The sequence below is a fragment of the Paenarthrobacter sp. TA1.8 genome (assembly GCF_048595705.1).
GTDB classification, from domain to species: Bacteria; Actinomycetota; Actinomycetes; order Actinomycetales; family Micrococcaceae; genus Arthrobacter; species Arthrobacter nitroguajacolicus.
In genome coordinates, this window is record NZ_CP184287.1 from 710,590 (window position 1) to 730,306 (window position 19,717).

The following is a 19,717-nucleotide window of genomic DNA, read 5'->3' on the forward strand; positions in this document are numbered from 1 at the left end:
GGCGGCGGGTGCTCAGGCAGCCAAACCGCTCAGCTCATCCAAGAGCGGTCCTACTGCCTGGAGCACGCGGGCCCGCAACTCCTGGGATTCGGCCGCGAAAGCCCGCTGGTATTCAACGTACTCGGCCTTGCCCTGCGGTGTCTCAATCCTGATGGGCGGGTAGCCCCATTCTTGAAGATCGTAGGGGGACGCTTGCATGTCCATCGCGCGGATCCGCCATGACAACTCGAAGCAGTCCATCACCAGCTCGCTCGGCAGGGCAGGCGTTAGCTTGTAAGCCCACTTGTAGAGGTCCATGTTGGCGTGCAGGCAACCCGGCTGCTCCATGGTGCGCTGGTTCTCACGGGTGGGCGTGAGTTCATTCAGCGAGGTGGCATCAGGTGTGTAGAAGCGGAAGGCGTCAAAGTGTGAGCAGCGGATGCGGTTCTCTTCAACAACAGCATCCGTGCCCTCGCCGCCAAGCCTCAGTTTTAGGTATTCATGCCGCAGCTCAAACTTTTCCTGCCGGTACACCATGGCCCATTCGTGCAGGCCAAAGCATCCAAACTGTGCCGGTCGCTTGGCCGTACCCGCGAGGATGATTCCCGCGAAGCGGACAGCCTCGGCGCGGTCGGCAAGGAAGCCGGCCCGCTCAAAGGTGACCGCAGGCGTGCCTGGAGCCAGCCCCACACAGGCGAGTTCGGCGTCGTCGAGCGCTCTGTAGAACTTCCAGGTGACGCGCTCCAAGGCGCGCTGGCCGCTGAGGACCACGCCGTCGCCGGGATGCCAACGTTGCAACTGGCCCGGCTTCTGCGTGTAGTAGGTGAAGAGGAAGTCCTCCACGGGGTGTTTCCTACCCGCTGAACGACGCGCCAGATAGGGATCGGCGTAACGCGCGACGCGTGCATGGTGGGCTGCCTCCAGCCCGAGCCATTGCTCCTGGGGGAGGTGCCGAAGCCTAAAGGCCGCCATCTGATCCGAGGACGCTCTTCGCGGCGTCCCATAGGGCGATCTGGCAGCCATCCGTCCGGTTGAAGGAAGCGCTGACTTCCTTGCCGTCCACTGAACCGGTCACCTTGGCCGTTGCCGGGCCGCCGTACTGCATGGTGCAGGCCTGGTCCGTTCGCATCGGGGCGGGGCTCAGGAGGGAGGGGCCGTTCTTGAGTGACGTGCAGGCCTCGGCTGCCGACGGGTGGCTGCTTTCGGCGGCGGGCACGCCATTTGTGCAGACGAGCGTGAACGCCTGAGGGGCGGAATCGGGAGTTTCAACGAGCGTGATGGAGAGTTCGGCATTTCCCGCGCCGGGGGCTGCTGACACGCTGGGTTTCCCGCTTGGGGTGCTGTTTGGGCTGCTGCTTGAAGTGGCCGACGACGACGGCGCTTCAGTTGGGCTGTTGGTTGAACCCGGGGTGGGGTTGCTTGAGCACGCGGCGAGGCCGGCGACGGCCAATACTGCCAGTAAGGGCCGAACAAATCGCATGCGCATGGAGTCTCCTAGGTTGCATCCATTTTACGTGGCACTTTTGGTGCTCGCTTCAAGGACACCACCGAGGCTGTGGGCTTGGCTAGGGAGTTGCGCTGACGGGTTTCTGCTGGGTGGCGGCGATCAGTCCGGTCATGGCCTGGTGGAGTTCAGCAACTTCTTCGCGGGTGAGTTGCAGGCGCTCGCGGATCTGGCCCGGAACGGCGGTGGCCTGCTCGCGAAGGGCGGCACCTTTGTCTGTCAGCTTGACCGCCAGTGACCGTTCATTCCCGGGCACGCGCTCGCGGGTAATCAACTCGGCTTCCTCCAGGCGCCTGAGTAGCGGGGAGAGGGTGGCGGGTTCATGGAGGAGGCTGTCGCTGATGTCCTTCAGCGTCCGGGGGCTTCGTTCCCAGAGGGCAAGCATCACCAGGTACTGGGGATGGGTGAGCCCGAGCCGCTCCAGCACTGGCTTGTAGACGCCCACAACACTTCGCGAGGCCACTGTCAGGGCGAAGCACAGCTGGCGCTCCAGAAGGAGGTCGTCGGTCTCCCGGGTGGACTCGTCAAGGGCTGTCATGGCTGCCTCCTGTGCTTGCTGCCTGATCTATTAGCGCACACTTGGCGATTAGTTAGTGCACTAATGATTAGCGTACTATGGACTTACTGAACCGCCTAAAAGAGGAGTCGATCCGCGTGGTCAAGGAATCCTACACACGGAAATTCATGCGCGCGACAGGGAAGTTTCGTGTGATTTTCGGGCCCGCTCACAGCAGCTCCCTCGACCATGAGATGACCGAGGCCAACCGGAAGTTGCTCGCGCAACGCCAGGCTGAGACCCAACAGTGGGAAACACTCCGCCGACCCGACGGCAGCACCTACGTAGTGCCCCGCAACCCGGAGGACAAATCGCTGCGGTAAGCGCACCTCTCCCTCCCGCCGAGGTGGCACTTAATGCCCATGTTTTTGGGAAACATTGGCGTTAAATGCCATCTCGGCGGGGGATTTCGGGCGTAAAATTGGCCTCACTGAACGGCACGCACCAGCCATGCCGCTTTTCTCTCTCCGGTAAGGAAGGAGGTGGAAAACATGGGACGCAGAATGGAAGGCTTCGTCCATGTGACCGAGCGGCTGCAGTCCGTTTTTGGACCCGCAACCCACGGCGACACGGACAGCCCCGTGGTGCACAAGCACGATGACTTCGAGACCGCTTCCGAAGCGGATCTGAAGAATTTCGACGTCGAAACCGACTCTGAGGGTCATCACTACGCAGTCCGGAACAATGATCCGGGCCCAACCAGCACCGACTACAGCCTTTAATGAGGCGTGAGATGCCGAAGGGCCGGACCGCGAACTCCGGCCCTTCCTTATGCGTTGACCGGCCTAACGCGCTGACTGGCCAGCCACCTTGACCCTGATTCCTTTTCCGTGCCACTGTTGAGCAACTAATCAGGATGCTTATTATGTGAGTAGTACGGTAAATGCTGGTCTACAGAGGGGGCCGTCAATGAGTTTCCAAGACGATGCAGCAAGGATTCCGGGTGGTTCCGCGCGCCCGGACCGGGGTAGCCCGGATCGAGGTAGTTCGGAGCAGCGGGATCGAGCGGTCCCGCCTGCTTCGGGGCACGACAGGCCAACCCGCACGGCCGCTTTGTGGGTGGCGGTGGCTGTGGGCTTGGCGGTTCTGGTGATGCTGATCGTCTTCTTCGTCCAGAACCAGGACATGATCACCGTCCGGTTCTTCGGGCTGGAGGGGACACTCGCCCTCGGCACCACACTGTTCATAGCGGCTGTGGGCGGCGGGGTCCTGGTGGCCCTTGCGGGCGGGGCGCGCATCCTTCAGCTCAGGATGAACAACCACCGCCGGAAGAAGGCAGCAGGTGGCCCGGGAGTGGCACCCTAAACGCAGTTAACTGCGGAAGGACCGGAGCGTTTGCTCCGGTCCTTCCGCAATTTAATCCCGACGGCGGCACTCCCTGACGATGTTAAGTCCGCCGGGGTGGTGGGCGGTTTTAGCCTTCGCAGTCAGTGCAGTAGGCGACGCCATCTTTTTCGCGTGCGATCTGCGAGCGGTGGCGAACCAGGAAGCAGGAGTGACAAGTGAACTCGTCGTTTGCCTGCGGAATGACCTGGATGACCAGTTCTTCAGCGACGATTTCGCCGCCGGGGCCGTTGGCATCGAGGCCATCGGTTTCGTCCAGTTCAAGCACGACACTCTTGGCCGTGGGAGCGCTGGCGGACTGGAGAGCCTGGAGGGACTGCTCCTGGTTCTCTTTTACATCGGTACGGAGTTCGTCGTAATCGGCTGCCACTTTTTAATGCCTCTTCGTGTTAGGGGGTTACCGGGTATGCAACGTACAGCATGCCACGAAAATTCCATACCATACCCCAGTTCTGCAGCTTGTGGCGAAAACCACGTGGGCGACGGGCAAAAAAACCCGCCACCCAGCGTACTTTCGCCTCTGTATTACCGAAGTTCCATGTAATTACCGAAGCTCGATGTCGAGGGCTTGGAAGTCGTCGGACGCGTGGCGACCAACCAGCAGGCGGAACGTGCCCTGCTCAAACTGCCAGCCGCCGTCGTAATATGCAAACGCCTTGGCAGGGATGCGTATTTCCACGCTCTCCGTGCCGGCTGGAGCGAGATGTGTCCCGGCGTAGCCAGCTAGCCAGCGAACGGGCCGCTCCACGGCGGAATCGGCGCGGTCCAAGTAAACCTGGACGACCTCCCGCCCGGTGCGTGTGCCCGTGTTCCGGACAGGTACGTGCACCACAACATCATTCCCGGCGGCGACTACCTGCGGCGCGTGGGCCTTGCCCAGTTCAAAGGTTGTGTACCCAAGGCCATAACCGAAGGGGAGGGCGGGAGCTGCGCCGCCTTCGCCTTGCTGCTTGTGCCACGCGCGGTAGCCGATGTGGATTCCCTCGGAGTAGATCACCTTGCCGTCCACGGGGGTGGTGTTCAGGACGGGAACGTCTTCCAGTGCGGCGGGCCACGTGGTGGGGAGGCGTCCGCCGGGTTCCTCGGCACCCAGCAGGATGTCGGCGATGGCGCTGCCGAACTCCTGGCCGCCAAACCAGCCCAGCAGGACCGCGTCCACCTTGTCGAGCCATGGCATGAGGACAGGCGAGCCGGAGTTCACCACAACCACTGTGCGCGGGTTGGCCCCGGCTACTGCTTCCACGAGCTGGTTTTGGTAGCCGGGCAGGTCCAGGTCCTTGCGGTCAAAGCCCTCGCATTCGATGGCGGCGTTGGTCCCCACAACCACCACTGCAACATCGGAGTTCCGGGCAGCGTCCACTGCCGCGTCAATCTCGGCTTGCGGGTCCGCAACCACTGTCTCCTCGCCCAGCAGGATGGCCGTGAACGGGATGACCTGTTCCTTGGGCAGTTGGTACTCGGCCTCGATCCGGACGGTCTGGTCCGCGGTGGTTTCCACGGCGTGGACGGTCTTGGGCGGATCGAAAAGGGCGGCGCCCAGAACTTCGGTCTCGTCCTTGACGTCGTCGTTGAAGACTTCCGTTCCGTCCAGGACAAAGCGGATGCGGCCTACGGTGCCGACTCCGAGGTGATGGACGCCTGCTGTCTCGGCTGTCCAGACTGTTTCCATGCGAATGGAGGCCGCGCCGTCGGGAATTCCAATACCGAACCAGATCAGGTGCGAGGCCAGGCGATCTTCGCCGGAGATCTCTGTACCGTCTTCGGCAAGGAAGGTCACGCGGATTCCGGGGACGTCGGAGACCGGGTTGTGGAGGGATGCGCGGGGGAACGGCTGGATGCCCTCGGCTACCTTGGCGCCACGCGCGTAGGTGACGGTGACGTCGTCGGGCAGTGCCTTCCGCAGGCCGTCCAGCGGTGAGACGGTGTATTTGGGCATCACGGTGGCGCTGCCGCCGCCCTGGGTGCGGGCTTCGTCGGCATTGTGGCCGATGACCGCCACGCGGCTGAGCGCCTTGGCGTCCAGCGGCAGGGTGCCGTTGTTGCGGACCAGCACGGCGCCGCGGACGGCGACTTCACGTGCGACGGCGGCCCCGTCCAGTTGCGTCGGGAGCTCGGTCACTGCGGGCTGGATGCCTTCGAGGGAGCCGACACGGGCCGCGAGGCGGAGGATGCGGGTGACCTTTTCCAGGATCGCCTCGCGGCTGACCCGGCCATCGTTGACGGCGGCAAGGAGCTTGGGTCCCCAGTGGCCTACCGGGCCGGGCATTTCCAGGTCCTGGTGGGCGTTGGCAGCCTCTACTGAGCGGACACCCGTCCAATCGGACACTACGACGCCGTCGAAGCCCCATTCGGTGGACAGCGGAGTCTCCAGGAGCTTGTTCTCGCTGGCGGTGGTGCCGTTGATGGAGTTGTACGAGCTCATCACCAGCCATGCTCGGGCCTCCGTGATGGCGTCCTCGAAGGCTGCGAGGTAGAGCTCACGCAGGGGGCGTTCGTCCACTACGGAGTCCGCGGTGAAACGCTCGGTTTCGGCTTCGTTGGCCAGGTAGTGCTTTGGCGTGGCGCCAACACCCATGGACTGGACACCTGCAACGTACCCGGCCGCCATGGTTGCGGTGAGCCGCGGGTCTTCGCTCATGCACTCGAAGTGGCGGCCGCCCAGCGGGGAGCGGTGCAGGTTGATGGTGGGGCCCAGGACGGCGTGGACGCCCTTACGGCGGGCCTCCTGGCCCAGGACCTGCCCGTACCGGTGCGCCGTCTCGACGCTCCACGTCGCGGACAAAGCAGACGACGACGGCAAGGAGACCGAGTCGTGGCGCTCATCGAAGTCTTCGCCGCGGACCCCTGCCGGGCCGTCGGACATGACCACGCGGGAGAGGCCGATCTCCGGGATGGCGTGCGTGGACCAAACGTCCGCACCTGTCAACAGTTGGACCTGCTGCTCAAGCGTCAGGCTCCGGGCCAGTTCGCGGATCCTGGCTTCCGCATCGTTAGCTCCTGCTTGTGGCGAGGTGACTGCCGGGGAGAGTGAGGGATTCATTTACTTGACTCCTTTGATACGGGTGACGAGGAGGGCCATCCAGAGGCCGGCGCTCGCGATGGGCATGCCGATGACGTAGGCGCGGGAAGCGGCTTTTGTGCTTCCACGTTCCGGGCGGGCGGTTTCCGCGCCTGCCACCTGCTGGTTGAGATTGAGGGCCACATTGCCTCCTGATGAACAGGTGACCCACCGTTGGGTCTTGAAGGAAGACTCTAGCGACAAAAGTCTAGTGTGACTAGATTTTCAGAGAAAAAATCGAGTGATACTCGATTTTTGAACCTTCAAATAGACTGAACGGATGTCAACACCCAGGGCCCGCGGCCAGTACGCCAAGGGCGCCGAACGCCGCGAACAAATCATCCAGACAGCTACAGATGTCTTTGCCACGGAGGGCTTTGAAGGCACTGCCCTCAAGCGCGTCGCCGAACGGGTGGGCGTCAAGGAAGCCACTCTGTTCCACTACTTCAAAGGCAAGCAGGAACTACTGACCGCAGTCCTGGCCGAGCGGGATCGACGGTCACTCGCAGTTGGTGGCGAATCCGAGGTGGGTTTGAGCATCATGCCCGGCATCGCTGAGCGGAACCGCAACGAGCCCGGCCTGACCACGCTTTACGCGGTGGCCTCCGCCACGGCCAACGATCCCGGGCATGCCTCCCACATGTACTTCAAAGAGCGCTACGAAACAGTAGTGCGGGACGTCGCCGTGGACATTGAGCGGCGACAGAAGGCAGGCGAGGTACGGACCGACGTCGGGGCTGAAGCGCTCGCGAGGCTGGTGGTGGCCGCTTTCGATGGTTTGCAGTTGCAGTGGCTCTACGACAAATCCGTGGATATGGCGGAGGGACTGACTCAACTGGTGGAAGTCCTGCTGGCGCCGACTCACCCAACTGTGAGTCTTGACAGTGGCTGGTCTGGGACTGGCTGGCAGGATGGGTGCAGGCCGTTCCGCCCCCGTGGATGTGACTCGTGACCCAAGTGACCCGCATGGTGTCTTTACTTAGACCTGTCAGTCCATGGGGGTGGTCCGGCCGGCACCTGTCCGGCCCACCTCGGTAGCTTGATCAGAAGATTGTCCACCCCCTTTCGGGGGCGTGACCCGTCACAGTGCTGTTCCTTGGTGACCTCTACCCGGACTGGTACCGGCCGGCGACGGCCATGACCACGTCCGTGAAGAGGAAAGGTACCAATGACCGCCATGTCTATCGTCGCGCATACCCATCCATTTGTCGTCGGTGTCGACACGCACGCCCGTAACCACGTCTACGCGATCCTCGCCGCAAATACCGGCGCCTTGCTCGAATCCCGGGATTTCCCCGCTACCGGGGCCGGGATCAACCGGGCGATCGACTGGGTCGCCCGCCGCACCGGTGGTAGTGCCGATACTCTCTGGGTGATCGAAGGTGCCGCGTCCTACGGGGCGATCCTTGCCGGCACCGTGGCCACCCATGGCTTCCCTGTAGCCGAAGCACCCCGCATGGATGCCAGGAAGCGCCGTGGGGTGGGCAAGACCGACGCCCTGGACGCCCACCAGATCGCCGCTTCCACCCTGCCACTGCCGGTAGACAAGCTTCGCCGCCCCCGCCTGCATGACGGGGTCCGCCAAGGCGTGAGGATCCTGGTGACAGCGCGGGGATCCATGAGCAAGGACCGCACCCGGTCGATCAATGCACTCAACGCCCTGGTGCGGAGCAACGACCTGGGCATCGACGCCCGCAAGAAGCTCACCGGCGCCCAGATCACCGAGGTCTCAAAGTGGCGGTCCCGCGAGGAAGAACTCTCGCTGTCCATCGCCCGCGCCGAGGCCGTGCGGCTGGCAAAACACGTCCTGGCGCTCGATGAGCAGCTCACCGTAAACGAGAACCAACTCGATGAGCTGGTCAAGGCCAGCGAGGCCGCACCCTTGCTGGAGGAGACAGGGTTCGCAGCGATCAGCGCCGCGAAATGCCTCACCGCGTGGTCGCACGAAGGAAGAGTCCGGAACGAGGCGGCATTCGCCTCACTCGCCGGGGTAAACCCCATCCCTGCGTCCTCCGGAAACACCGTCAGGCACCGACTGAACCGGGGCGGAGACAGATCCCTGAACAGCGCACTGCACATGGCCGCAGTAACCCGGATGACCCATGATTCAGAAACACGCCAATACGTGGAGAAACGACGGGCCGAGGGACGTACAGACAAAGAAATCCGCCGCTGCATCAAACGCTACATGGCCCGCCGCATCTACCGGACGCTTAGTGCCTCACCCGAACTGACAACCGCGGCTTGACAGACATAGAAGAGTCTAAGTAGCAGTTAAGGCCGTTCTGACAGCTCAGAACGGCCTTATCTGCTACTTACTTGGGGGCGTTGCCCGGGGTGACCCTAGCGGCCGGTGCCGCCGTAGACGGTGGCCTCAGCGTCGCCGTCGAGCTCGAACGCATTGTGGATGGCGCGCACGGCGTCGTCCAGGGCATCGGCGCTGGTGACTACGGAGATGCGGATTTCTGAGGTGGAGATCATGTCGATGTTGATGCCGGCGTCGGAGAGGGCCTTGAAGAACGTGGCCGAAACGCCGGGGTGCGAACGCATGCCAGCGCCGATCAGGGAGAGCTTGCCGACGTGCTCGTTGTATTCAATGCTCTCGAAGCCGATCTGGCCTTCAGCTGCACGCAGGGCGGCCAGGGCGTCGGCGCCTTCAACGATGGGCAGCGTGAACGAGATGTCCGTGCGGCCGGTGCCGTGGGTAGAGACGTTCTGGACAATCATGTCGATGTTCGAGTGCGCATCAGCGATCACCTGGAAAATCGCAGCAGCCTTGCCGGGGATATCCGGGACGCCTACTACAGTGACCTTGGCTTCGGACCGGTCGTGTGCAACGCCGGAGATGATTGGCTGCTCCAAGGCAACTCCCTCTTGAATGTTGAACTTTTCGTCGGCACCCGGGATGACCCACGTGCCTTCGTGCTGGCTGAATGAGGAACGGACGTGCAGGGGCACACCGAAACGGCGGGCGTACTCCACGCACCGCAGGTGCAGGATCTTGGCACCGGAAGCGGCCAACTCAAGCATTTCTTCGCTGGAGATACGGTCGATCTTCTGGGCGGAGCTCACAACTCGGGGATCGGCCGTGTAGATGCCGTCCACGTCTGTGTAAATTTCGCAGACATCAGCCTCAAGTGCGGCAGCCAAAGCAACAGCGGTAGTGTCCGAGCCGCCGCGACCAAGCGTGGTGATCTCGTTGGTGCTGCGGCTCATGCCCTGGAAACCGGCCACGATTGCGATGTGTCCCTTGTCCAGCGCGGTGCGGATGCGGTGGGGGTCGACGTCGATAATCCGGGCCTTGCCGTGGATGCCGTCGGTAATCATGCCGGCCTGGGATCCAGTGAAGGACTGTGCGGAAGCGCCGAATTTGTTGATGGCCATGGCGAGCAGGGCCATGGAAATTCGCTCGCCTGCGGACAACAACATGTCCATTTCGCGGGCGGGAGCCGAGTCCGTGACCTGGCTTGCGAGATCCAGGAGTTCGTCTGTGGTGTCACCCATTGCGGAGACAACAACCACAACCTCGTTGCCGGCCTTCTGCGCATCCACGACGCGCTGTGCGACCCGCTTGATGCCATCAGCATCGGCAACCGAGGAACCGCCGAACTTTTGAACGATCAGCTGCTTGGTAATGGCAGCCTCGTTGGAGAGCTCTTCGATCTTCACTTCGGTAGTGGGCATAGTCATGCGCGCACCCTCACTGCATCAATAGGGTTCGAACGCGGCATGCTGAATTCCAAATTGGAGCACGCCTGCGTAGCTTATTTGCCCAGTTTATCGCCGCGTGCAGGGCTGGTAGGAATTGTGACCACATAGCGGCCACGTGCTCTCCCTACCACCCGGCAGTGCCCGGGCCACCCTTGAACGGGCCGACGATCTGCCGTGTGATCCAGCCGCCGTAGAAGTCGCCTTCCTGGAATGTCACCTGTTCGCCGTTGATTTCGCAGGAATCCATATGCACCGGGTAGAGGGCCACCCGGCTGCTGAGGGCCTCGAAACCGCGGGCCGGTTTGGTGTAGGTCCACCCGCCACGGGATACGGCGACACCGCCGGCAACGACGTCGAAATAGCTTGCTTCTCCCTTGAACTCGCAGAAAGTGGTGCCCCCAACAGGGACCAGCACGCCGGAAGGGAAGGCATCCAACGGCACGTAGTAGACAGGCGGATGGCTGGTCTCCAGGACCCGCACAGCGTTGGCGGTGTCAACGATCACCTGACCGCCGAGCCGCACCACAATCCGTTCCGAACGTGCTTCGATTCTCGGCGGACGCGGGTAGTCCCACACCGATTCCTGACCGGGGCCCGGTTTGATGGGACGGGGGCGCCGAAAGACGCCGTTGCTGGAAACCATGAGCCATGGTGGCATGCTCGGCTGGGATCTCGCCTTGAATTCGTGAAATTAGGGGCATACTCCGGACGCTAGGATTATTGCCCATGGATGCGAAGGAGAAGGAACACCTCAACCGGTTGCTGAACCGTCCGTACTACTACGGGTACGCCATGAGAGGTAAAACCATCTTTGCGTACACGAAGGAAGAATGGGGCATCGGTGCGAGTTCCGGCGGCGGCGACTACAACCTGATCCGCTCCTTCTATTTCAGTCTGGCACTAACGATTCTGATGGCGCCAGTTGCGCTGGGCTGCCTGGTTCTTGCATTTGTCCTCTTGATCAACCTGCAGATCACGGCCCTGATTATGGCATTTTTCGGGCTCATCTTTGGCTTCGCCCTCCTCCAGTGCTATTTCAACGTCAAGGAAGAATGGCTGGGGAGGAAGGCGCGAAAACTCAAGGGCCTTCCGAAGCCTTGGTGGAAAGCGTCCGATGACCAGGCCTACGAATGGTTCTTGGCCCACCCATCGCCTTACATCCACATGACCCTGGAGTACTTCCCGGATTCCGTGAAACTCCGGCAAATAGCGGACAATACCGCAGGGAACTAGCCCAATCGATCTAGAGGCCGCACGTTCGCCCGGCGTACCATCCAATTCATGAGGTTTGTGAGCGGCGATGTCCGGCGTTCGTGACCAAGAGGGCGGCTCGGATCCGGGCCGGGTTGAACCCGAATACGAAGTGATCGGCGGCGTCATCGACGATCATCCTTCCAGGCCTGCCCGGAAGGCGGATTCGGGGCGGCCGCGCGCATCCGGAACCTTTAAGATGACTGCGGGCGAGGCATGGAGGAACACCCGGAAATCCTTCACATCGTGGTGGTTCTGGTTGGCTTGCGCACTGGGGATTGCGCTCGCGTGGGGGATGGCCGCCGCACTCATTGTTATGGGAGAGGCCAACGGCTGGTTCGAGACCGAGGTTGCCGGCGCCGTGTATTTGCTGATGGCGGCATTCCTGGCACTGGCGGCTGCCATGCTGGGTGCTGCTTGGGGCTTCCGGCATACGAAGGGAAGCATCCCTGTTCTGCTCCTGTCAGGAGCCATGAGGGGTGTGGCGTTGGCTGCGACGGGATGCGGTGCGTTGCTCCTGGTGGGCCTCAGCTTCGGCGGACCAATGGCGCTGGCCGGTGCCGCCGTCGTCGTCATAGTTCTTGAAGTAGCGCTGTTCGGGCTGATCGGTGCCGGTTCGCGGAGATGCTTCGCCAAGGCAGCTCCCGGTGCGGCTTTGGCTGCGGTGCTGGTGGCTTTCCTGTGCATTGGCAATGTGGTGGTCACGCTCCTGCTGATTCCCGCGACCGCGGGAACAGTCCAGGTTTCGGTGCCCGTCAACGTCGAGCGCGACGACTCCGGAAGAGTGATCGCGTACGAATGCGTAGGCAGTCTTCGTCCAGTTGAGGTGACGCACACGGATCGGATTGCCTGGCTGGCCACGTCCAACCCTGTCCTGCTCCTGGGAAGCGTGGGCGGTGAACTGGCAGCTACGGACAACCCGGTTGGGTGGATGTTATCCGGACTGCAATGGGCTGCCGACGGTCCCTCACGCGAAGTCCCGTGCCTCGGCGGGGAATCAAGTGCTGGCCTTGCGCCTTCGATCCCCGTCGCCCTGACCGGCTTGGCACTGCAGGGGCTGCTGGCTGCGCTCGTGCTTGTTGCGGGACGCTGGCAGGCCACCCGGCGGGCGGCGGCTAGATCGGGGCCCGGGTAACCGGCTGACGCACATACTCGGAAATTACGACGCCTGATCCGAAGGCCGTCGTCGACACCTCGCTGAAGGCGCTGGGCTGGTAGGCCCCGGGCGCGAAGAGCGGGATCCCGTCACCAAAGAGCAGCGGGCTGCGTTTGAGCACAAGCCGGTCAATTTCACCGGCGAGCTGCGTTGCGAGTTGCCCGCCGCCACAAAGCCAAATCGCCTTCCCGGGCTGTGACTTCAACCGGCGCACAACGTCTACGGGGTCTTCGTCGGTAAGCGTCAAATTCGGGTGCTCGCCCGGAATGTCCGCCTCGGTGCGCGTCCGGCTAAACACTATTTGTTCGAGGTGCTGATACGGGCTGGTCATGCCCGCCGGAAGGCCCATGGCGTAGGTATTCCAACCCATCACCACCGTGTCAAACATTGTCCCGTTCCGTTGGATGCCCATGGCGTCCGCGATCACGGTAGGAATGGCGTCAGGGAAGCGTTGATTCTGTGCGGCCATGTGGTCGCCCTCCATTGGGAAGGCATCGAACTCGCCTCCGGGGCCTGCAATGTAACCATCCAGGCTTACGGCAACGTAGTAGACAAGTTCTCGCACGGGACCCCCATCGCGGCTGATGTTGTGATTGCGAGATTACATCAAGGCGTTGCGCCTGCCCTCGAACGCCCGGCCCAACGTGACCTCATCGGCGTATTCTAGGTCTCCACCCACGGGCAGGCCCGACGCCAGTCGCGTTACGGTGATTCCGATCGACTTGAGCATGCGGGCAAGGTAAGTGGCCGTAGCCTCACCCTCGAGGTTGGGGTCCGTGGCGATGATGATTTCCTGGATGGCGCCGTCGTTGAGGCGTGTGAGGAGCTCACGGATGCGCAACTGCTCCGGACCTATACCCGCGATGGGATTAATGGCCCCGCCCAGCACGTGATAGCGGCCGCGGAAGGACCGCGTACGCTCGACGGCCAGGACGTCCTTGGACTCCTCAACGACACAGATGACCGACGGATCGCGGCGCTGGTCGCGGCAAATGTTGCACGTCTCCTGCTCGGTCACGTTGAAGCAGACGCTGCAGAACTTCACGCGTTCCTTGACCGTGGTGATGGCCGTGACCAGCCGCTTCATGTCCTCGGGATCCGCCTCAAGGATGTGGAACGCCAGGCGCTGCGCTGATTTGGGGCCAACACCGGGAAGCCGGCCGAGCTCATCAATCAGCTCTTGAACTGCACCTTCGTACACAATGTCCTCGTTCGGTTGAAATCAATGCTGGAGTCAGCGGGGTTGTAGGGGAGAACCGTCCAAGGCGCGCTCTTCAATCAGCTTCCCGCCCAGAATACGCTCCACCGCGGCGCGCCCAAATACCCGGGACTCCTCGATGGTTTCGTCTTCCGGGCTGGGAATGTCCTCCGCCACTGACTCCGGCTTCGCCTGGGTCCTCACCGGCGCCTGGACACGGCCCGCTTGGGCTTCGGGGCTGTTCGTTAAGCGCTGATACAGGCTTTGCCGGCCAGTTGGACTGCCCGACGGCGCAGCCTCCTCGAGCGTCGCAACGGAGCCGTGCGCTTCCTCGGGTTGAGTCGCCAACGACGGCCAGGCCGCCGGGGCGTTGCTGGTTGCCGGGGCGGGCATGGATTGCGCTGCGGGCCAGCTCGACGCCGGTGCGACGTCCCAGCTGGAGCTCGGGTTCTCCTCGGCGTTGGTGGGGTGACCGTAGGTTCCGGACGCCGTTGCCGGAGCCGGTGCTTGCGCCGCGGCCGGTTCATAGTCCGGGGTGTTTGTTGCGGGCGCGCTTTCTGCGATGTCCTGCGCGGGTTGCTTGCCCACGTTGGACTCCGTGCCTACAACCCAGGTTCCCGGCGCCTGCTCGACTGCGCGCGACCACGGATCGTCGGACGCAGTGGTGCTCAAAGCGGGTGACGTTGTGGCTGCGGCCGGGGGTGCGGTTGTGGAGGTCTTGGCCGGTGTTGCTGCTGCCGACGCCATTGGGCTTGCCGGCGCTGAGGCCGCCGGTTGGGAGTTCGTGCGGCTGTAGCCCGCGGGTGGTTCCCAGTCTGCCGGAGGCTCTTCATCCAGCGGCGGGGCGTCCTCGTCGAGCGGCGGACCCCAATCGTCGTCGGGGTACGAGTAGTCACCGGAAGGCTCGGCCGCGGGGGGAGCGGCGGGAGTTGAGGCGGCTGGTGCTGGTACCGGCGCAACTGGGGCGGGGGCAGTTGCGGTAGCGGTGGGCTCTGCTCGCGCGGGGGTGGACACCGAAGGCTCGGGTGCTTCTGCTGGCGCGGATGCGGCGGGTGCAGGAGCGGGGGAAGCTACTGGCGCGGAAGCGGGCGCAAGACCCCAAGCGGAGTCGACAGCTGACACTGGTGCCGGCGCCGAAGCTGTTTCCGCAGGCGCCGACGTGACACCTGTGGCTGTGCCTTTGGGGGATCCACTCCCAGACGACGCCGGGGCGCCCACGGATGATGCAGTTGCCGGAGTTTCCCGGCTAGTAGGTGCTTTTGGGTTTGGCTCAGAGCTCGCTGAACTGTTGCCGCCAGCCACTGCGACGATCTGGCAGTCGATGCCGATGGTCTTGTGGATCGCCTGCCGAAGGTTCTCGGAGTGATCGGCACGTCCGAACGCACCCGCGAGGCCACCGGTTGTGAAGGCAAGCGTCAATACCTGGCCATCAAACTGTGCCACTTGGGCATTCGGTTCAACCAGTGCCCAGGTGCTGCGCTTGATCTTGGTCAGCGTCTGCAGGACGTCCGGCCAGGCGCGGCGCAATGCTTCCACATCGCCGCTGCCTCCGGTAGCGGGAACCGGAGCAGCAGCCGGCTGCGGAGCTGCGGCAGGTGCCTGTTGCGGTGCGGGCGTTGGCTGTGGCTGAGACAGGGCTGCTTGGGATGGGGCAGCTTGCTGCGAGCGGCCGGCAGCCGGACGGTCTTCGACGGGCCAATCGTTGGTGGACACTCGAGGTGCTGTGATGGCATCCCGCGAACCAGCGTCTGTGGACTGATGTGCAGGGGACGGCTCCGGAGTGGACGCGGACTGCTCGGGCGCGGCAGATGCTGCAGCAGGGGCTTGCCGGGAAACGGCGGGTGTCGCCGGGACAGCCGGAGTTTCCGCCTGTGCCGGCGCTGTAGGTGCGATCGGCGTAGTAGCCGTAGGAGCCGGTGGGGCAGCAGCCACAGCCGGGGCGCCGTCGTCGCCGGTGTAATTCAGGCGACGTTCCACGCGGTCGATGCGGGCAGCGATGCCACGCTCGGTCTGCTCGGCGCTGGGCAAGAGGATGCGCGCGCACAGCAGCTCAAGGTGAAGGCGCGGCGACGTAGCACCGGTCATCTCAGTGAGCGCGGTGTTGGTGACGTCCGCCGCCCGGGACAGCTCGGCCGCGCCCAGGTTGGTTGCCTGATTGCGCATCCGGGCGATCTGGTCTGCCGGCATGCCGCGAAGAATGGCCTGTGCGCTCTCGGGCATCGCCTGGACGATGATGAGGTCGCGGAATCGTTCCAAGAGGTCTTCGACGAAACGCCGGGGATCGTGACCGGTCTGGATGACGCGGTCCACGGCACGGAACACAGTGGCGGCATCGGCCGCAGCCACGGCATCGATGATGTCATCCAGCAAGGAAGCATGCGTGTAGCCGAGCAGCGCGACAGCGAGCTCGTAATCCAGGCCATTGGGACCGGCGCCAGCCATGAGCTGGTCCAGGACGGAAAGGGTGTCGCGAACGGAACCTCCACCGGCGCGGATGACGAGCGAGAGCACACCGGGAGCCACAGGAACGTTCTCCTGCTGGCAAAGGAGCTCGAGGTACTGCATGAGCGGCTCGGGCGGCACCAGCCGGAAAGGGTAGTGGTGCGTACGGGAGCGGATGGTTCCGATGACCTTGTCCGGTTCGGTTGTAGCGAAGATGAACTTGATGTGTTCCGGCGGCTCTTCAACGATCTTGAGGAGCGCGTTGAAGCCGGCGGACGTGACCATGTGGGCCTCGTCAATGATGAAGATCTTGTAGCGGTCGCGGACCGGGGCGAAGGTTGCGCGCTCGCGGAGATCGCGGGCGTCGTCCACGCCACCGTGGCTGGCGGCGTCGATCTCGATGACATCCAGCGAGCCGGAGCCGCCGCGTGCGAGTTCGACGCAGCTGGGGCATTTGCCGCAGGGAGTATCAGTGGGGCCTTCGGCGCAATTGAGGCAGCGTGCAAGGATGCGCGCGGACGTGGTCTTGCCGCAACCGCGGGGGCCGGAGAAGAGGTAGGCGTGGTTCACGCGGTTCTTGCGGAGCGCCGTCATCAGCGGCTCCGTGACGTGTTCCTGCCCGATAACGTCCGCGAAAGAGTCCGGGCGATACCTTCGATACAGGGCAGTTGTAACAGTCACAAGTGAAACCTACCTATAGGGACTGACAGTTAAAGTAAGTGACCCCTCATGCACCCGCCAGAGCCCATCTACCCTTGCTACCTTCCGGTCCTGGGGGAGTTCAACAGGATGACGCCACATGAGGGGCCGTCGACAAGCTTACCCGAACTTGGGTTGGGGTTCGAATCGACTCGAAGGACTGTGGATAAGGCTCGACGGCGGGTGGCTGGCCTTCTCATTTTGTCGGGGCTGGCTGGTAAACCTCGTACTGCAGGAGGGGTTCGTCGGAAAGGGTGTGGCTATGGTGCGGGATGGGTAGTGGGGAGTGGGTGGACCCCAAAGATGTGTCCGGCGAGATTCACAAGGACGTGCTCGCTGTGGTTCGTGTCCTGGCGGTCTCCGGATGGAGGCTGAGGCGGCAGGGGCACAAGTTCTATATGTACTGCCCTGTGGATCTAACGGAGCGCAGTTGAGAGTTGACGGCACTCCCAGGAATTCGACCCAGCGAGCCAAGATCCTTCTACGCGACGCACGTCGGTGCCCGGGTCAGCATGAATTGCTCAGAGGGCGGAGGTAGCTGTTGTCACTTGTCAACACTTTGGAATATTCTAAGACTATGAATACCGAGCGGCCCTTCGAAGTACGTCTCCGTTTGGGGGAACTTCCCGAGCCGGTTGAAGACCTACTCGTGGAACAGCTTGATGCGATCGTGTCTCGCTTCGCTGAAGTGCCCTATGTGACTGTCCTGCAGGATGCCGCAAGCGGCACGGAGGCCGCCCATCGGGTGGTTGACCAGGTTCGTCATCTCGGTGGAGAGGTTCAAGCCGTTGATTTCGACTATGTCACGAGGGGTGAGATTGCCGAGCGACTGGGAACGACGCGACAGGCCGTGGCTCACTGGGTTGCTGGCCAGCGGCAAGCGGCCTTTCCATTCCCTCGTCCGGCCATTCAGGCGGGAGTATCGCTTTGGTGCTGGTCGGACGTCGTCATCTGGGCAACAGTCTCGAGCCATGCCGTCAGCGAGGACGTTAGGCTGTTGTCCGCCGACGAGATCGCAATGATCAATGGAGAATTGGCAGCCGGGCGAATGCCCATCTTCGCCTGACCTGGCACCCATCACCGCCAGCCATTCACCGGCCACGTCATGAAAGCCGGCTCCTCGTAAGGGTGTGCCGCCCGCAGAGCCCGTACGACGCCGTCGAGCATGTCTTCCTCCACAACGCACTCAATCCGAGTTTCGGGCACCTGTTCCCCGATTCCCACCTCGCCCACGAAGGGGCGCGCCCCAGGCAGCGGCGTGAAGCGGCCAGTGCCTGGTGAAGTAAAGGCGCAGTGGGAGTAATCGCCGATTCGCCCGGCGCCTGCGTCGCCTATGGCCAGGAGAACCTCCTCGATATGCGTCTCAGGAACGTAGGCAACCAAGGCGTGGAGCTGATCCATAAGCACATCCTGTCAACAAACTTCGGCTACAAACAGGTCTCAACCATTGCAAAACGAGGGACCGCAGCGGACCATGGGTATGTACACCGATTGGGGCAATCTCAAGGTTGTGAGCTGCGGGGCCTGGGAGCGAGGGGCCGGACCCGGCAGCTCAACGGTGATACCGCAAGAATGGGCGCGTTGGGGGCGTCCATTTTTCCGTTAACGGGCTTATCTTCGAACCCTTCTATAGGCGGTGATTCGGCCCGATTACACGATGCCGAAATTCTCAGGTACAGTAGTATCTGCTTTCGAATCGGAAGCAAGGAGAATTCGCCTAGCGGCCTATGGCGCACGCCTGGAACGCGTGTTGGGTTAACGCCCTCGGGGGTTCAAATCCCCCATTCTCCGCGTTTGGCCCCAGTCCCCGGACTGGGGCCTTTTGCGTTCCCGGAAGCTAGTCGGCGTCAGCCTGCTGCTCGGCATCCTGCTGCTGTGTTGCCGCGACCCTCTCCAGCACTTCGCGGCAGGCTGCGGTTGCAGGGTGGATGCGGCCTGCGGTCCTGGTGGACGTGAAAACAGTTCGCTTCGGAAGGCCCGGGAGGTCCAGGAGTTGGACGGTGCGGGTTCTCCCCGTCCACACCAGGTCCGGCATGAGCGCCACGGCGTTTCCGGATTCAATGAGCCGGATCTGTGCTTGGAGGTCGGCCGTTTCGTAACGTACGTCGGGCTCGAACCCCGCCGAACGGCACGCCTGCTCAGCCCAGTGCCTTGAGGCGGCCCCCCGGGGCTCCATGACCCACGGCATTGAGGCGGTGTCCGCAAGCGAAGAAACAGTTTCGCCGCCCAATCCCACCGGGGGAGTGGCCAGGCGGATGGCGTCGCTGGTGAGGATCACACGGTCCAGGCCGCTGTGATGCGGGGCGGCGTGGCCTGGGTATTGCTCTGCCACCACGAGATCGAAGTCGCGCGCCCAGGTTTCGTAGAGTGCAGTCTCGGGCTCGCGCTGCGTCATCTCCACGCGGACCTCTGGATACTCCTGGCGCATGATGCTGAGGAAATCGGGCAGCAACGCCAACGCGGCGGACTGGAAGACGGCGAGCCGGACAGTGCCTGTGACCATGGATAGCGAGGCCGCGAGTTCGGTCTCCGCGCGCTCCAAGGTCTCCAAGAGAGCGGCCGTGTGGGCTACGAGGATCTCCGCTTGCGGAGTCAGCTGCACTCGCCGCCCGGCTTTGCGCAGCAGTTCCACGCCCGCTTCCTTCTCCAGCAACGTCAGCTGCTGGGACACCGATGAAGGGCTGTACTGCATTGCGTCGGCGACTTCGGCCAAGGTTCCGCGGATCTTCAATTCGTGCAGCAAACGCAGCCTGCGGACGTCCAGCAAGGCGGCCTCCAAAGGTTCGGGATGGGTAATGAATATTCGTCAGAAAAGATCG

21 protein-coding genes, 1 tRNA gene and 1 other RNA gene are annotated in these 19,717 nt (G+C 63.0%); 9 read left to right on the forward strand and 14 right to left on the reverse strand.

The features are described 5' to 3' along the window. Window positions 1-12: 12 nt before the first annotated feature. From ACNAOT_RS03575 to ACNAOT_RS03585, 3 genes are all read right to left on the reverse strand, one after another. On the reverse strand, window positions 13-951 hold the full coding sequence (locus tag ACNAOT_RS03575; RefSeq protein ID WP_420180054.1) for a 3-methyladenine DNA glycosylase: 939 nt from the start codon (window positions 949-951) through the stop codon (window positions 13-15). Beyond that, on the reverse strand, window positions 938-1,465 hold the full coding sequence (locus tag ACNAOT_RS03580; RefSeq protein ID WP_420180055.1) for an SSI family serine proteinase inhibitor: 528 nt from the start codon (window positions 1,463-1,465) through the stop codon (window positions 938-940). Before ACNAOT_RS03580 ends, ACNAOT_RS03575 begins: the two co-directional genes overlap by 14 nt. Window positions 1,466-1,544: 79 nt before the next feature. Beyond that, window positions 1,545-2,021, reverse strand: coding sequence for a MarR family winged helix-turn-helix transcriptional regulator (locus ACNAOT_RS03585; protein WP_420180056.1), 477 nt, complete (start codon window positions 2,019-2,021; stop codon window positions 1,545-1,547). Between the two features lie 116 nt (window positions 2,022-2,137). On the opposite strand from ACNAOT_RS03585, the gene ACNAOT_RS03590 reads away from it, so the two are divergent. The 3 genes from ACNAOT_RS03590 (at window position 2,138) to ACNAOT_RS03600 (ending at window position 3,344) form a co-directional block, all read left to right on the forward strand. Then, entirely contained in the window at window positions 2,138-2,362 is a 225-nt protein-coding gene (locus tag ACNAOT_RS03590; protein WP_420181112.1) for a hypothetical protein, read from the forward strand. A gap of 168 nt (window positions 2,363-2,530) precedes the next feature. Continuing rightward, complete coding sequence (locus ACNAOT_RS03595) at window positions 2,531-2,761, forward strand: hypothetical protein (RefSeq protein WP_044568518.1); 231 nt, start codon at window positions 2,531-2,533, stop codon at window positions 2,759-2,761. A 187-nt stretch (window positions 2,762-2,948) separates the two neighbouring features. Next, window positions 2,949-3,344, forward strand: coding sequence for a LapA family protein (locus ACNAOT_RS03600; protein WP_420180057.1), 396 nt, complete (start codon window positions 2,949-2,951; stop codon window positions 3,342-3,344). A 109-nt stretch (window positions 3,345-3,453) separates the two neighbouring features. Here ACNAOT_RS03600 and ACNAOT_RS03605 read toward each other — a convergent pair whose 3' ends face one another. The 3 genes from ACNAOT_RS03605 to ACNAOT_RS03615 all read right to left on the reverse strand — a co-directional run bounded on the left by ACNAOT_RS03605 (window position 3,454) and on the right by ACNAOT_RS03615 (window position 6,585). Beyond that, complete coding sequence (locus ACNAOT_RS03605) at window positions 3,454-3,753, reverse strand: DUF4193 domain-containing protein (protein WP_011773410.1); 300 nt, start codon at window positions 3,751-3,753, stop codon at window positions 3,454-3,456. 174 nt (window positions 3,754-3,927) lie between these two features. Next, window positions 3,928-6,423, reverse strand: coding sequence for a beta-glucosidase (locus ACNAOT_RS03610; protein ID WP_420180058.1), 2,496 nt, complete (start codon window positions 6,421-6,423; stop codon window positions 3,928-3,930). Continuing rightward, entirely contained in the window at window positions 6,424-6,585 is a 162-nt protein-coding gene (locus tag ACNAOT_RS03615; protein WP_420180059.1) for a hypothetical protein, read from the reverse strand. 136 nt (window positions 6,586-6,721) lie between these two features. On the opposite strand from ACNAOT_RS03615, the gene ACNAOT_RS03620 reads away from it, so the two are divergent. Together ACNAOT_RS03620 and ACNAOT_RS03625 are read left to right on the forward strand one after the other, a co-directional pair. Continuing rightward, the gene (locus tag ACNAOT_RS03620; protein ID WP_420180060.1) at window positions 6,722-7,393 is read left to right on the forward strand and encodes a TetR/AcrR family transcriptional regulator; all 672 of its coding nucleotides are present in this window, start codon (window positions 6,722-6,724) and stop codon (window positions 7,391-7,393) included. A gap of 216 nt (window positions 7,394-7,609) precedes the next feature. Beyond that, window positions 7,610-8,689: an IS110 family transposase gene (locus tag ACNAOT_RS03625; protein ID WP_420179916.1), complete on the forward strand. Its 1,080-nt coding sequence runs from the start codon at window positions 7,610-7,612 to the stop codon at window positions 8,687-8,689. Between the two features lie 95 nt (window positions 8,690-8,784). Here the strand turns inward: ACNAOT_RS03625 and ACNAOT_RS03630 are convergent, their stop codons facing one another. Together ACNAOT_RS03630 and ACNAOT_RS03635 are read right to left on the reverse strand one after the other, a co-directional pair. Then, window positions 8,785-10,131 (reverse strand): aspartate kinase, encoded by a 1,347-nt coding sequence (locus ACNAOT_RS03630; RefSeq protein WP_091465188.1) that lies wholly within the window; start codon window positions 10,129-10,131, stop codon window positions 8,785-8,787. A 145-nt stretch (window positions 10,132-10,276) separates the two neighbouring features. Beyond that, on the reverse strand, window positions 10,277-10,795 hold the full coding sequence (locus tag ACNAOT_RS03635; RefSeq protein ID WP_420180061.1) for a DUF427 domain-containing protein: 519 nt from the start codon (window positions 10,793-10,795) through the stop codon (window positions 10,277-10,279). A gap of 83 nt (window positions 10,796-10,878) precedes the next feature. On the opposite strand from ACNAOT_RS03635, the gene ACNAOT_RS03640 reads away from it, so the two are divergent. Together ACNAOT_RS03640 and ACNAOT_RS03645 are read left to right on the forward strand one after the other, a co-directional pair. Then, window positions 10,879-11,385: a hypothetical protein gene (locus tag ACNAOT_RS03640; RefSeq protein WP_420180062.1), complete on the forward strand. Its 507-nt coding sequence runs from the start codon at window positions 10,879-10,881 to the stop codon at window positions 11,383-11,385. Between the two features lie 67 nt (window positions 11,386-11,452). Continuing rightward, entirely contained in the window at window positions 11,453-12,538 is a 1,086-nt protein-coding gene (locus tag ACNAOT_RS03645) for a hypothetical protein (protein ID WP_420180063.1), read from the forward strand. Here the strand turns inward: ACNAOT_RS03645 and ACNAOT_RS03650 are convergent. From ACNAOT_RS03650 to ffs, 4 genes are all read right to left on the reverse strand, one after another. Continuing rightward, entirely contained in the window at window positions 12,519-13,124 is a 606-nt protein-coding gene (locus ACNAOT_RS03650; protein ID WP_420180064.1) for a dihydrofolate reductase family protein, read from the reverse strand. The two genes, ACNAOT_RS03645 and ACNAOT_RS03650, sit on opposite strands and share 20 nt — an antisense overlap. Window positions 13,125-13,160: 36 nt before the next feature. Next, window positions 13,161-13,760 carry a recombination mediator RecR gene (recR, locus tag ACNAOT_RS03655; RefSeq protein ID WP_420180065.1) on the reverse strand — a complete coding sequence of 200 codons (600 nt, stop codon included), beginning with the start codon at window positions 13,758-13,760 and terminating at the stop codon, window positions 13,161-13,163. Between the two features lie 33 nt (window positions 13,761-13,793). Beyond that, window positions 13,794-16,880, reverse strand: coding sequence for a DNA polymerase III subunit gamma and tau (locus ACNAOT_RS03660; RefSeq protein ID WP_420180066.1), 3,087 nt, complete (start codon window positions 16,878-16,880; stop codon window positions 13,794-13,796). Window positions 16,881-16,914: 34 nt separating this feature from the next. Then, window positions 16,915-17,011: signal recognition particle sRNA small type (gene ffs, locus ACNAOT_RS03665), an RNA gene on the reverse strand. 464 nt (window positions 17,012-17,475) lie between these two features. Between ffs and ACNAOT_RS03670 the strand changes: the two genes are divergently transcribed. Beyond that, window positions 17,476-17,964 (forward strand): hypothetical protein, encoded by a 489-nt coding sequence (locus ACNAOT_RS03670; protein WP_420180067.1) that lies wholly within the window; start codon window positions 17,476-17,478, stop codon window positions 17,962-17,964. Between the two features lie 11 nt (window positions 17,965-17,975). On the opposite strand, the gene ACNAOT_RS03675 is transcribed toward ACNAOT_RS03670, so the two are convergent. After that, window positions 17,976-18,299, reverse strand: coding sequence for a hypothetical protein (locus tag ACNAOT_RS03675; RefSeq protein ID WP_420180068.1), 324 nt, complete (start codon window positions 18,297-18,299; stop codon window positions 17,976-17,978). Window positions 18,300-18,604: 305 nt separating this feature from the next. Between ACNAOT_RS03675 and ACNAOT_RS03680 the strand changes: the two genes are divergently transcribed. Next, window positions 18,605-18,689, forward strand: a tRNA-Ser gene (locus tag ACNAOT_RS03680). 46 nt (window positions 18,690-18,735) lie between these two features. Here the strand turns inward: ACNAOT_RS03680 and ACNAOT_RS03685 are convergent. After that, window positions 18,736-19,665 (reverse strand): LysR family transcriptional regulator, encoded by a 930-nt coding sequence (locus ACNAOT_RS03685; RefSeq protein WP_091467496.1) that lies wholly within the window; start codon window positions 19,663-19,665, stop codon window positions 18,736-18,738. Window positions 19,666-19,717: the final 52 nt, after the last annotated feature.